This window comes from Pseudomonas paralactis (assembly GCF_001439735.1).
Lineage (GTDB): Bacteria > Pseudomonadota > Gammaproteobacteria > Pseudomonadales > Pseudomonadaceae > Aquipseudomonas > Aquipseudomonas paralactis.
On sequence record NZ_JYLN01000001.1, the window covers coordinates 594,728 to 607,681 of the forward strand.

Below are 12,954 nucleotides of genomic sequence, written 5' to 3' on the forward strand. Positions count from 1 at the left end.
AATGAGGGCAATCTAGACGTCTGTAAGATTTGTTACCTACTAGACGTCTGAAATCTGAAAACAGCACTAGTTAAGTCAAAAATGCTGGCACAGTCAAATATATGACGCGCCGTGCGGATTAACTGCGCCCGTTCAACCGAACAGATGGTAAACCTTTGACGCATTTTTCGCTTGGTTGATCTGCGACATCTCTTCGAAAATCGCCTGGCGCTCGCCGGTCGTCACCTCCAGCAACTGCTGGTACACCACCAACAAACTTTCCAGCTTCTCGCGCAATGCGCCCTCGTCTACCGGTGCCTCACTGAGCACCTCATCAATCACCGCGCGGCAACCCAGGTCCAACTCGCCCACAGCTTCCCAATTGCGCTCGGCCAGCGCGCCGAGAAGGGCTTCGCGGGTCTCGTCGATGCGTTGCAGTGCATGGCTCATGATGTGTCCCTCAAGGCGATCGGCCTTATTGTGGAGCGATGGCATCCCAGCCGGTCTTGACGGTGATCAGCAGGCGGGCGACTTCGTCGATCATCTCGGCGTCGTTGACGCGATTGGCCTCGACCAAGCGATTGCCCATGTAGTTGTACAGGGCATCCAGACGCTGGATCGCGGCCGGATCTTCGGCTTTCTCCGGCTCCAGGCCATCGCGCAGGCCGGAAATGATTTCGATCGCCTTGCCCAGCATCAGGCCTTTTTGCGCGATGTCCCCGCGGCTCAACGCACCCTTGGCCTGCGCCATGCGATCAAGGCCACCTTCCATCAGCATTTGCACCAGACGATGCGGGCTGGCTTCGGAGACTTGAGCGTGGGCGTTGACCTTCTGGTACTGACGAAGGGCTCTCATTGGGTTCATGTTGCTACCTCGTAACTGGGCGACAATCGAATAGGTTTGCTTAACCAGTTTTTCGACCGTGACAACCAAAACTTTAATCCAGCACCCTGCGCCAGGGCCCTCAAAATAGGGCCCTGCACACACCGTTTATCAGTTCGACTTCGGATTGTTCAACGAGTTGAGAGTGGTCAGGATACTGGAGCTGCTGGCGTTGATCTGCGCGATCATGGTGTCCATCGCCGTGTACTTGGCGGTCAGGGACTTCTGCAAGGCATCCATGCGCCGCGTCAGGTCGTCGGTCTCTTTGGTCAAGTCGGTCAACTTGTTGTTGAGATCGGTCGCCCGGGTCGCCAGGGTGCCGGTGGTGCCCACGTAGCTCTTGGTCGCCTTGTTCATGCGCGTGATCAAACCAGTGTCGCCAGTGAACAGCTTGGCAATATCGCCAGCACCCTTGACCACAGCCTTGTCCCAGGTTTTGTCATCCAGGCTCAGCAGACCGGTTTTCTGGTCGGTGGTGATGCCCATCTGCGCCAGGCTGGTCATGGTGCCCGCACCGGAGCCGTTGACCAGCTCGGAGCGCAGGCTGTTGACCAACTGACGCATTGACGCATCGCCGGTCAAGGCACCAGCGGTGGTGGTGGAGGCATCGCCGGTGGCGGTGACTTTGGTCTGGGTGTTGATCGCCGTCATCAGCGTGTTGTAGGCGCTGACGAAGGACTGCACCGAGGTTTTCAGGGTGTCGGTGTTGCTGGCCACGGTGATGGTGGTCGGCTTGGTGATGTCTACCGTGTCCAACAGGTCCAGGGTCACGCCGCTGATCGCGGAGGTGATCTTGTTGCTGTTCGATGACATTTCAATGCCGTCGATGGAGTACTTGGCGTTGGTCGGCGGCGTGCCTTTGTCGTACCCGGTAGCCAGTTGCGAATCACCGCTGAGGGTGATGTCGGTGCCCTCGCCCATGGTGGTCGAAGTCAGTACCAGCCGCGCGCCGTTGGAGTCACTCAGTACGTTGGCACTGATGCCTTGGGACGACAGCTGAGTATTGATGGACTCGCGCACCTGTTGCAGGGTTGCGCCGCCGGGGATCACCACGTCGTAGCTTTTGCCCGACTGGTTGATGGTCAGCGTCTGGTCCTCGTCGGTGCTGTTGGCCTTGCCCGACGCGCCATCCGCGTTCACCGCCGTGGTGACTTTCGAGGCAGTCGCAAGGTTGGCGATCTTCAACAGGTACTTGCCGCTGGACGCACCGTCGGTCAGGGTGACCTTGGCGTTTTTCTCTTCCGAAGAAGTCGCCGCCAGCCCGTTGAAGGCCGAGGCATTGTTCAACTTGGTGATCGCCGCCTGGTAGGCTTCCAACGCCGTCTTGACCGAGCCCACGGCAGACAACTGCACGGTGGCTTTTTTCTGCTCGTTGGTGATCTGAGCCTGCTTGGGTGCCTGCTCGGCACCGACCAACGCCTTGACGATAGCCTGGGTGTCGTAGCCCGAACCAGGGCCGGAAATCGTTGAACTAGCCATTTGTCATTCTCCTTGTCCTGCGGCGGCCGTTTTTTTGGCGCTTGAACGCTTAGACCGCAATCAGAAACATGTTTCGTGCCAACTCAAGCCTTGCTATCAAACAGCAGGCTGCCGGCATCGCTCAGGTTCTGCGCCAATTTCAGCGCGGTCTCCGATGGAATCTGTCGAATCACTTCACCACTGTCGGTGGCGATCACCTTGACCACTACCTTGCCGGTGGAGTCATCGATGGAAAAATCCAGGTTGCGCTGTGAAGCCTGCACAAACTCACGCATATCGGTAACAGCCTTTTCCAGCGCCACGCGCTGAGGCTCTTCACTTTTGATCGGCTCATTGCTGGCCACAGGCTTGGCCTGGGACACCACTGCGCCAAGGTTGGCCGGGGCCGGGGCTGCGGGGTAAGACGAGGTCAGCTTGATGCTCATGTCCATGTCACCACCTCCAAACTGAAAAAACGGAAGGGCACGTTGTTAAACGCACCCTCCCGTTATTTAACCGCTAGCGCTATTACTGAAGCAGCTTCAGAACAGACGATGGCAGTTGGTTGGCCTGGGACAGGATCGCAGTGGAAGCCTGTTGCAGGGTTTGTTGCTTGGTCAGCTCAGCGGCTTCAGAAGCGAAGTCAGCGTCTTCTACGCGGCCTTTGGCAGCGGAGGAGTTCTGCGAAATGCTCTGCAGGTTGGCCACGGTGCTGGCGAAGCGGTTTTGTACGGCACCCAGCTGCGAACGCTGGCTGTCGATTTGCTGCATGGCATCGTCCAGAGCCTGGATGGCCTGCTGCGAAGAAGCGGCAGTCAGGATGCTCAGGTCGGAAACGCTGGTTTCCATGGTGACGGCGGACTTAGTGCCGGCCGCAGCTACAGCGGTCAGACCCAATGCAGCCAGGCCAGTACCGGCGCTACCATCCTTGATGGTGATGTCTTTGTCAGCAAACAGGTTCAGGGTACCGTCAGCGTTTTTGCTGGCTTGAACACCGGTGCTGGCGCTGTTGATCGAAGCAACAATGGCGTCAGAGGTGTCGCCCTTCTTGAATTTGACTTCAACGCCGTTCACGTCGATCGAAGTATCAGCGGTCAGTTTGGCTTGGGTAGTACCAGCCGAAAGGCCCAACTGCGACAGAGAACCGCTGGTGGTGTTGGCCAGCTTGATATCTGCGCCGTCACCCGAGGTCAGCTTGACACGACCGTCAGCGAAAGTAGCGGAAGCACCGTTAGCAGCACCGCCGGCAGCGGTAGTCAGCTTGGTCAATACGCTGGTCAGAGTGTCAGTGTTAGTCCAAGTAACGGCATTGCCGTTAACAGACACTGCACCTGCCGCACCCATGGCGCTTGCGCCAGTAGTTGCTACAGCTGCGGTAGTGCCAGGAGCACCAAGGCCAAGTTTGGCGAGACCGTCAGTGGCAGTACCGCCAGCAAGCGCCAAAGTGATATCGCTCTTGGAAGACAGCGTCACAACACCGGCAGCATCCGTACTTGCAGTAACACCAGTTTCAGCGGTCTTAGCGTTGATATCTGCAACTGCAGAGGTACCACCAGCTGCGCCTGCAGCTGCAGCGGTCAGGTTGATAGTCACACCATTGATGGTGAATGCGTCGCCTGCAACAATTGCTGTAGCTGCTGTACCAGTTTTAGAAGCCTTGTCACCCAGCACCGAACCAGTAGCAGTGGCTGCCAGGCCTTTCATCGCGGCACCGTCTACAGCCGCTTCTTTGTAGTTACCCTTCAGCGCAGTCGAGCTGATGTCGGTCATACCGAACGAGATAGTCTCGTTGGCGTTGGCGCCGATCTGGAACGCTACGTTGTTGAACGAGCCGTCGAGCAGGTTACGACCACCGAAGGTGGTGGTGCTGGCGATACGGTTCAGCTCGCCCACTTTAGCGGTGAATTCTTGCTGCAGGGAAACACGGTCAGCGTCGCTTTTATCACCGTTGGCCGCTTGCAGGGCGAGTTCACGCAGACGCTGCAGGGTGTTGGTGGATTCTTGCATCGCGCCTTCAGCGGTCTGGGCAATCGACACGCCGTTGTTGGCGTTGGCGATGGCAACGTTCAGGCCTTTGACCTGGTTGTTCAGACGGTTGGCGATCTGCATGCCGGCAGCGTCGTCTTTGGCGCTGTTGATTTTCAGGCCGGAGGACAGACGGTTCATCGACTGGCTCAGAGCGTCGGAAGCTTTGTTCAGGTTCTTCTGGACACCCAGGGAGGTGATGTTGGTGTTTACTGATAATGCCATGACGAAATCCTCGTGATTTGGATACTGCGGCTTCCGGCCCTGGCGACCGCCGGGTGTGGCCTAGAGAACCTACGTAATAGTTATCGTCGTGGTAGCCGGTTGCTTGAGGATTTTTTTGATTTTTTTTAGTAGCCCTGTGCCAGCCCTTGTATTTCAAGGGCTTATAGAGGCGTGAAACGCCCGCAATCACGGGTTACTGGCGCCAAAACTTCGCCTTCAAGACAGCCCCCCCCTTGTAGGAGCGAGCTTGCTCGCGAAGAACCTGAGAACGCCGCGTGCATTCTGAATGCCCGCGTTATCGTTAACGTTCTTCGCGAGCAAGCTCGCTCCTACAGGGGGACGCAAAAAAAACGCCGATGATCGTGGGATCATCGGCGTTTTTTTGTGCAGCGGCTAAAGCATCACGGACGATAGAGAATCGCCGAGCCCCACGACAGGCCCACGCCAAAACCACTGATGGCCACGCGCTTCCAGGTGGCGTCCATCACGTGCTTTTCCAGCAGCAGCGGGATGCTCGACGACACGGTGTTGCCGGTCTCGACCATGTCCTTGATGAACTTGTCCACCGGCGCCTCTTCAAAACGGCGTGCCACGGCATCGACGATGGCCGCGCTGCCCTGATGGATGCAGAACGCATCGATGTCATCGGCCTTGAGGTCCGACTCGGCGAGCAGCTCGTGCAAGTGCGCCGGCACTTTGAGCAAAGCGAAGTTGAACACCTGGCGGCCGTTCATGAAGAACACGCCGTCGCTGACCTTCAGGTGGGGCGCGCCGGAACCGTCGGTGCCGAACTTGGACTTGCCGAGCAACCACGGCGCGTCTACGCCCATCCAGGTGGCGGTGGCGGCATCGCCGAACAGCATGGTGGTGTTGCGGTCTTCCGGGTCGACGATCTTGGAGTACGGGTCTGCGGTAATCAGCAGGCCGTTTTTAAGGCCCGCGGCTTCCATGAAGCCCTTCATCGCGTAGATGCCGTAGACGTAGCCGGAGCAGCCCAGCGAGATGTCGAACGCGGCAACGTGGGTTGGCAGGCCCAGTTTGTCCTGCACGATGGCGGCGGTGTGAGGCAGGCCCTCTTCATCGCCGTTCTGGGTGACGACGATCAGCGCGTCGATGGACTCGCGCTTCAATTGCGGGTTGTTGGCAAACAAGGCGTTGACCGCCTCGACACACAGATCCGAGGTTTCCTGTGCCGCTTCCTTGCGCGGCAGGAACGCCGAACCGATCTTGCCGATGATGAATTCTTCATCCTTGGCGAACTTGGCACCCTGGGCGTAGTTATCGATCCCGTCCGCCGGCACGTAACTGGCGATGCTTTTTATGCCAATCATTGTGGCTTCCCAATACTAAATAGCTGGAGAACACCCCTCGGGCTATGCCGGAAGTGCTGACAATAAAGGGGATAACCCCATAAAAATCCCGCTGAAAGCCGCCCGATGAAGGCCCTGTGACGACTTATCCTTTTCACACGATACAGTGAAGATGCGCTTTATGACTCACAGGTCACTCAATTGTGCGTGGTTTATGCAAAACCTTTCAACAATTTGGCCCCGCAAACGACGACGGCCCAGCCTGTTTCCAGGCTGGGCCGTCGTGCACAGCGCCGATTACATCTTGTTGAACAGACTCAGCTGCGAGATTTTCACAAAGGCCAACTGCGAGGCTTGCAGCATGGTTTGCTGCAAGCTCAGGTTGATGGCGGCTTCGGCGAAGTCGACATTACCCAGGTCATTCATGGTGGTGGTATTGGCCAGGTCCAGGCTGATGTTTTCCTTGGACTGAATATCCAGGCCATTGAGGCGCGCGCCCAGGGAGCCGCGTGCCTGGTCGATCTGGCTGTAGGCATTGGTCAGGTTGCCAATGGACTTGGCCACCACATCCTTGAGTTCCTTCTGCGCCGCCGGGTTGCCGTCTGACGGCGTTTCCAGGATTTTGCGCAAGTGGCTCAGGGTGTCGAGGACGTTCTCGTTCTTGTTGCTGGTGGCACTGATCGAAAACTGGTCGCCGGCTGCGGGCGCCGGTGCGGTGGTGACATCGAAGGTCACCCCTGCCGCCGTGATTGAGGTTGCGCCAGCTGCCAGAGTGCCGCTGGCGATGGATTTGCTGTCTGCGGTATAGGGTTGCGCATATAGGTCATAGGCACCGGCCGCGCCGAACTTGACGACGACACCCGAGTTGGGAAAGGTGCTGGCGTAAGCCGCCGGATCGCTCACCGTGCCGCCGCTCAATTGGGCAGTGGACGAATTGCTCGGGGTGCGCGAAACGCTGAAAGTGTCCGGCTTGACCGACAGGCTGAACTCGCGATCCTTGACGATAGCGTCCGACGGCGCGCCGGGCAGTATATCTTTGCCCAGGGCGTCTTTGCCCAGGTTCAAACCGATGTCGAACTTGACCCCGCGCAGATTGATACTCGAACCGCCTTCCTTGGTGGCATCGAAGGTGCCGTTGCCCGGAATCTCCGAGGTGATGTCCTTGCCGGCATTGTCCGTTACGACATATTGGGTGCTGCTGGTGAAGGTCAGCTTATACGGCTGGCCGTCGGAAAAACTGCTGTTATAGCTGGTGTTGGCCGCGATCAGCCCGGCAGACACGGTGACCTTGCCATCATCGACCGCTGGCGGCACGAGGATCGGTGCCGTTTGCGTACGGCCCGTATTCGCCGAGCTTTCCAGCATACTCTTGGCGGTGTTGCCCATGGCAACCGACAGGTTTTCCGCAATCTTCAGGCTCAACGGCGTGTCATCGCCCTGGTAGCTGTAGGTGCCGTCATTGTTGCGGGTGTAGGGAGGTGTGTCGGTCTTGCTCCCGGAGAACAGGTAATTACCGCTGGCGTCCTTGGTATTGAGCAGGCCCAGGACCTGGTCTTCAATGGCGCCAATTTCGGCGGCGGTCGACTTGCGGTCAGCGTCGCTGATGCCGACGTTACCCGCCTTGAGCGCCAACTCACTGGCCCTTTGAATCGCGATATTGATATTTTCCAGCACGCCGTCCTGGGTGGTCAGCGAGTTTTTCAGCGTGCTGATGTTGCCATTGAACTGAGCCAGCATGTCTTTCTGCTGTTGCAGCATCAGCAGCCGCGCCGCCGCCACCGGATCATCTGCAGCGGTTTGCACACGGATACCGGTGCTGGCCTGGTCCTGGGCCTTGACCACGCTGGAATAGTTACTCTGGTACTTGGCAGAGCTGGTCTCGAAATACTGCTGTGTAGAAATACGCATCGTCCCAGCCTCCCTTAAAGAGCATTCATCAGTGTGGTGAAGGTTTCTTGCGCAGCCTTGATGATCTGCGACGACGCGGTGTAGTACTGCTGGAACTTGATCATGTCACCCGCTTCGTCATCCAGGTTGACCCCGGACACCGAGTTGCGCGCATCTTTATTGGCGCTCAGCAACGCACCGGTGGCGGCGCTGTCGACCCCGGCCTGGCTGGCCTTGGCGCCGACCGTGGAGACCAGCTTGCTGTTGGCCCCCACCAGGCTGGTGCCGCCATTGCCCTCGCCCATGCCGACGGTGGCCTTGGTTTGCAGGTTCAGCAGCTCCTGGGCATTGCGACCATCGGATTTGCCGCCACTGTTGAAGGCGAAGGTGGTGCTGTCGCCGTCTGCCGGGGAGCCATTGACGGTGGTGTCGAACTTGAAGCTCTTGCCGGGGATGGCTGCGCCGCTGGCGTCGCGCATCGGCACGTCGACGGTGATCTTGTTGCCCTGCCCCGGGATGATCGAGCCCGTGCCGATCGGGTTGCCCTTGGAGTCGCTGATCGTATAGGACTGCGTGCCGTCGGCGGCGGGCTTGCCGAATACCATCTTCACCGGCATCGAGTTTTCAATACCGGCGCGCAGTTGTGCGGTGTCGGTGCCGCCATGGATATCCAGCGGCGCCGTCAACGATGGCTGGGTAAACGTGCCCGTGCCGCTGTTGGTCGTGCTGCTGGTACCCTTCAACGGGCCGGCAAACGCCAGCTTGTTCGCATCGGTGAGCGCCACACCAATACCGCTTGCGCCGGTGGCGGTCGGGCTGACCTTGAAACTGTCGCCATACGCCATGGTGCCCTTGCCATCCAGCGCCAGGGTAAAGCCATCCATGGTCGGCGGCGGCGTGGAGCCCATGTCAAAGGTGCCCATGGCCTTGCCGTCCGAGCGCAGTACCGTGACCTTGTTGGGGTCGGTCTTGTCGCTGAAGGTCACGGTGTAGTCAAACGTGGACAACTGGCTGCTGTCCTTGATTGTCACGTTCAGGTTGCCTGACCCGGCACTGTTGCCCGAAGCACCCTGGCTGCGCGAAGCAATGGCGGCGGCACTGTTGATGTCTTTGAACAGCGAAACGCCGAAGTCACCATTGAGGTCCAGGCCTTGGCCCAGTTGGCTATTGATGGTGTCTGCGGTCGCGATGGCGATACGGCCCAGGTCGTTGATGGCCGGCATCAGGGCATCACTGCGATAACGCAGCAGGCCACCGATGCTGCCGCCACTGATCACACCGCCCAGGTCGAGAGCGGTACCGTTCATGTCGAGCTGGATGGTGTACTGGCTGTTATCGGTTTTGCTCGGCACCGCCGAAATCGTGTTGGAAATCCCGCCTTCCACCAGCGACTGGCCGCTGCCGGTGGTCACGCTGAACTGGCCGTTCTTCTCGGTGGCCGTGACGCCGATCAACTGATTGAGCGAGCGCACTGCCTCGTTACGCGAGTCCAGCAGGTTGGCCGGTGCATTGCCCGATGCCCCCTGCACTTGGGTGATCTGCTTGTTGAGCGAGGCAATCGAGGCAGTCAATTGATTGACTTGTTCGCTCATGCTGCCCAATTGGTTGTTGATGGTCTCTTTCTGCTGGGTCAACTGCGTCGAGATCGCGTTGAAACGGCTGCTCAGGGTCTGGGCGTTGGTCACCAGCAGTTGGCGGGCCGACAGGTCGCTGGGGTTGGACGCTGCGGTTTGCAGGGTGGCGAAGAACGAGCTGAGTACCGAAGACAGACCGGTGGTTTTGTCCGACAGCACTTTGTCGACGGCGCCGACCTGATCCAGGTACGCCTTGGCATCGTTGTTCAGGGCCGTGCTGTTCTGGTAGGCGGTGTCCAGGTATTCGTTGTACACCCGGCGCACGTCGGCCAGGGTGGTGCCAGTGCCGATGAACACGCCGCCAAACGGGTTCGACGCGTTGGTATTTTGCGTGGTCTGCTGACGCGAATACCCCGGGGTGTTCACGTTGGCGATGTTGTTACTCAAGACCGATAGCGATCCTTGAGCGGCGTTGAGCCCTGACATCCCGATACTGAGCAAACTCATGGTTCAGACCTTATAAATGTGTGGTTGCGCCAGCGGCAGCGTAGTTCTGGTAACTGTTCATGGTTTTTGCGATCTGCGAAATCTTGCTGGCGTAATCCGGGTCGGTTGCATAACCGGCTTTTTGCAACTCGCGTACAAACTGTTCCGGGTTGTCGGCTGATTTCACAACTTCTTTATAGCGATCATGGCTTTGCAGCAAGGTCACGAGGTCGTGGAAGCTGTCCTGGTAGGAGCTGTAGGAGCGGAACTGCGCCGTTTCCTTGACCATCGCCCCATCGCGAAACTCGCTGGTGATCGCGCGGGCCTGACCGCCCTGCCAACTCTGGCCGGCCTTGATGCCGAACAGGTTGTGGCTGCTGCTGCCGTCTTCGGCACGCATGACCGATTTGCCCCAGCCGGTTTCCAACGCCGCCTGGGCCACCAGGTATTTGGGGTCGATGCCAATCCGTGCGGCGGCGGCCTTGGCCATCGGCAGCATGGTGGCGACGAACTCATCCTGGGAACTGAAGGCTTTCTTGGCCGGTGCCAGCGGTGGCTGGGCAATGGCTCGGCCATACACCTGCATGCGCCCGCTGGGTACGGCAAAGGTGCGCGCACTGCTGTTGATGACGTTGTCATCGGCGGCGCTGTTGCGCAGCGGCGCGGCCTTGGCCTCGACCTGGGTGCTGGGCACGATGCCGGCAAGCAAACGGTCGGTCAGCTTGCTGGGCAAGGCGATACGGCGCTGATTCATCAGCTCCATGTCGTTGCTGTGGGACGCAACGGCGCCTGCCTGCGGCTCCGCCACGCGATAGGCCCACAATGGGCGCTGCCCATTGGAGCGCCCCAACGGGCCTTCGGCCTGGGTACCGGCGGCAATCTCGGTCGGCACATCGACTTTCTTCACCGGCGCATCCGCCGCCGGGCCTTGCAAGGTGGCGGCCTGGGCCTCTACCGGTTTGTTCTTTTGCATCTGGCGCATCAGCACGTCCGCCAGGCCGATACCACCGCCCTCGCGGGACATCGATACCGCCAGCTGCTGGTCGTACATTTCCTGGTACTGCTTGGCCGCCGGCGTATTCAACGGGTTGTCCTTGCCCAGGGCATCGGTGGCCGAGCGCATGGACTTGAGCATCTCGTTCAAAAACAGCGATTCGAACTCCTGCGCCACCTTGCGCATGTTGCCTTCGCTGTTCTTGTCGTCACCGACTTTGAGCTGGTTAAGCCGGTTCAGGTCGGAGTAAGACCCCGAGTCTGCCGTGCTGCTGATGCCGCTCTTGCGCATATCCATGGCCATGGCCTCAGATCACGATCAGGTCGGCTTGCAAGGCGCCGGCCTGTTTCAAAGCTTCGAGGATGGCCATCAAGTCGCCGGGCGCTGCGCCCACCTGATTCACCGCACGGACGATCTCGTCCAGCGTGGTACCGGGGCCGAATTTGAACATCGGCTTGGCTTCTTGCTGGGCATTGACCCGCGAGCGTGGGACCACGGCGGTCTGGCCATTGGACAACGGGCCAGGCTGACTGACGATCGGGTCTTCGGTGATGGTCACCGTCAGGCTGCCGTGGGTCACCGCCGCCGGCGAGACCTTGACGTTCTGGCCAATCACGATGGTGCCGGTACGCGAGTTGATGATGACTTTCGCCACGGCCTGGCCTGGATCGACCTCCAGGTTCTCCAGGATCGACAGGTAGTCCACACGCTGGCTTGGGTCCAGTGGCGCAGTGACGCGAATCGAACCGCCGTCGATGGCCTGGGCCACGCCAGGGCCGAGCATGTCGTTGATCTTGTCGACCACGCGCTTGGCGGTGGTGAAGTCGGAGCGGTTAAGGTTCAGGGTCAGGCTGTTGCCCTGGTTGAAACCGCTCGGCACGGTGCGTTCAACCGTGGCGCCACCGGGAATGCGCCCGGCCGACGGTACGTTGACAGTGATCTTCGAACCGTCGCGGCCTTCAGCGTCAAACCCGCCCACCACCAGGTTGCCCTGGGCGATGGCGTAGACGTTGCCGTCGATACCTTTGAGCGGTGTCATCAGCAAGGTGCCGCCACGCAGGCTTTTGGAGTTGCCCATGGACGAAACGGTGATGTCCACCACCTGGCCCGGCTTGGAGAACGGCGGCAAATCGGCACTGATCGACACTGCGGCGACGTTCTTCAACTGCACGTTGCCCGAGCCTGGCGGCACCTTGATACCGAACTGCGAGAGCATGTTGTTGAAGGTCTGCAGGGTGAACGGCGTTTGGGTGGTCTGGTCACCCGTGCCATTGAGCCCCACCACCAGGCCGTAGCCGATCAACTGGTTGGAGCGCACGCCGGAAATACTGGCGATGTCTTTGAGTCGCTCGGCCTGGGCCACGGCGCTCAAGGCCAGCAGGAGTGCCGTCGCCATCAGCTGTTTGAAATTCAAAATGGCCACCTAGAAAGGGAACAGCGGGCTAAGGAAGAAACGATCGAACCAGCCCGGCTGGCTTGCATCAGCAAACGAACCCGTCCCCGAGTAGGTGATGCGCGCATCGGCAATACGCGTCGACGGCACAGTGTTGTCGGTGGAAATATCATCGGCACGGACCATGCCGGCAATGCGCACCAGCTCGTCGCCGGTGTTGAGGGTCATCCACTTTTCACCGCGGATGGCGATGATGCCGTTGGGCAATACGTCGGCCACGGTCACGGTGATCGAACCGGTCAGGCTGTTGCCCTGCCCCGCCGCACTTTTGCCGTTGGTGGCACGGTCGCCGCTGTAACCGGCGTCCAGGCTCAGGTCCCCACTGCCCAGCGGGTTGTTGGTGTTCAGGCCACCGCCAAACAGCGAGGTCAGGCCAATGCTGGTCTTGCTGTTCTTGCCGATCTGCGAGTTGGCGTTCTTGCTGGCCTGGGTCTTCTCGTTGAGGGTGATGGTGATGATGTCACCGACCCGGAAGGCCTTGCGGTCGCTGTAGAGGTTCTGTTCGAAACCGGCCTGGTAGATCGAGCCGTTATTGGCCGCCGCCGGCAACGGCGTGCGGGGCAACACCGGCGCGTAGTACGGGTCATTGGGCTTTGGCGTAGGGGCGACACAGCCCGCAAGCACGGCGATCCCACTCAATGCCAAAACGGAAACATAGCGATTCATGACCCTTACCTCAT

General features: G+C 59.5%; 11 protein-coding genes. All 11 read right to left on the bottom strand.

The genetic code is table 11. The annotated features are described in order from the left end of the window. Positions 1 to 132: 132 nt before the first annotated feature. The 11 genes from TX23_RS02790 to flgH all read right to left on the bottom strand — a co-directional run bounded on the left by TX23_RS02790 (position 133) and on the right by flgH (position 12,940). Complete coding sequence (locus tag TX23_RS02790; RefSeq protein WP_014719354.1) at positions 133 to 429, bottom strand: hypothetical protein; 297 nt, start codon at positions 427 to 429, stop codon at positions 133 to 135. A gap of 25 nt (positions 430 to 454) precedes the next feature. Continuing rightward, positions 455 to 844: a flagellar export chaperone FliS gene (gene fliS / locus TX23_RS02795; RefSeq protein WP_020302689.1), complete on the bottom strand. Its 390-nt coding sequence runs from the start codon at positions 842 to 844 to the stop codon at positions 455 to 457. Positions 845 to 973: 129 nt separating this feature from the next. Beyond that, the gene (gene fliD / locus TX23_RS02800) at positions 974 to 2,341 is read right to left on the bottom strand and encodes a flagellar filament capping protein FliD (protein ID WP_057700914.1); all 1,368 of its coding nucleotides are present in this window, start codon (positions 2,339 to 2,341) and stop codon (positions 974 to 976) included. An 83-nt stretch (positions 2,342 to 2,424) separates the two neighbouring features. Then, the gene (locus TX23_RS02805) at positions 2,425 to 2,772 is read right to left on the bottom strand and encodes a flagellar protein FlaG (protein ID WP_057700915.1); all 348 of its coding nucleotides are present in this window, start codon (positions 2,770 to 2,772) and stop codon (positions 2,425 to 2,427) included. Positions 2,773 to 2,848: 76 nt separating this feature from the next. Further along, positions 2,849 to 4,570 (bottom strand): flagellin N-terminal helical domain-containing protein, encoded by a 1,722-nt coding sequence (locus tag TX23_RS02810; RefSeq protein ID WP_057700916.1) that lies wholly within the window; start codon positions 4,568 to 4,570, stop codon positions 2,849 to 2,851. Between the two features lie 401 nt (positions 4,571 to 4,971). Continuing rightward, on the bottom strand, positions 4,972 to 5,901 hold the full coding sequence (locus tag TX23_RS02815) for a ketoacyl-ACP synthase III (protein ID WP_057700917.1): 930 nt from the start codon (positions 5,899 to 5,901) through the stop codon (positions 4,972 to 4,974). A 276-nt stretch (positions 5,902 to 6,177) separates the two neighbouring features. Then, on the bottom strand, positions 6,178 to 7,788 hold the full coding sequence (locus tag TX23_RS02820; RefSeq protein WP_057700918.1) for a flagellar hook-associated protein 3: 1,611 nt from the start codon (positions 7,786 to 7,788) through the stop codon (positions 6,178 to 6,180). A 14-nt stretch (positions 7,789 to 7,802) separates the two neighbouring features. Beyond that, a complete protein-coding gene (gene flgK / locus TX23_RS02825; protein WP_057700919.1) occupies positions 7,803 to 9,848 on the bottom strand; it encodes a flagellar hook-associated protein FlgK in 2,046 nt (681 codons plus the stop codon). 10 nt (positions 9,849 to 9,858) lie between these two features. Continuing rightward, entirely contained in the window at positions 9,859 to 11,124 is a 1,266-nt protein-coding gene (flgJ, locus tag TX23_RS02830) for a flagellar assembly peptidoglycan hydrolase FlgJ (protein ID WP_057700920.1), read from the bottom strand. 4 nt (positions 11,125 to 11,128) lie between these two features. Beyond that, positions 11,129 to 12,238 carry a flagellar basal body P-ring protein FlgI gene (locus tag TX23_RS02835; protein WP_407071374.1) on the bottom strand — a complete coding sequence of 370 codons (1,110 nt, stop codon included), beginning with the start codon at positions 12,236 to 12,238 and terminating at the stop codon, positions 11,129 to 11,131. 6 nt (positions 12,239 to 12,244) lie between these two features. Then, complete coding sequence (gene flgH / locus TX23_RS02840; RefSeq protein ID WP_057700922.1) at positions 12,245 to 12,940, bottom strand: flagellar basal body L-ring protein FlgH; 696 nt, start codon at positions 12,938 to 12,940, stop codon at positions 12,245 to 12,247. Positions 12,941 to 12,954 lie beyond the last annotated feature (14 nt).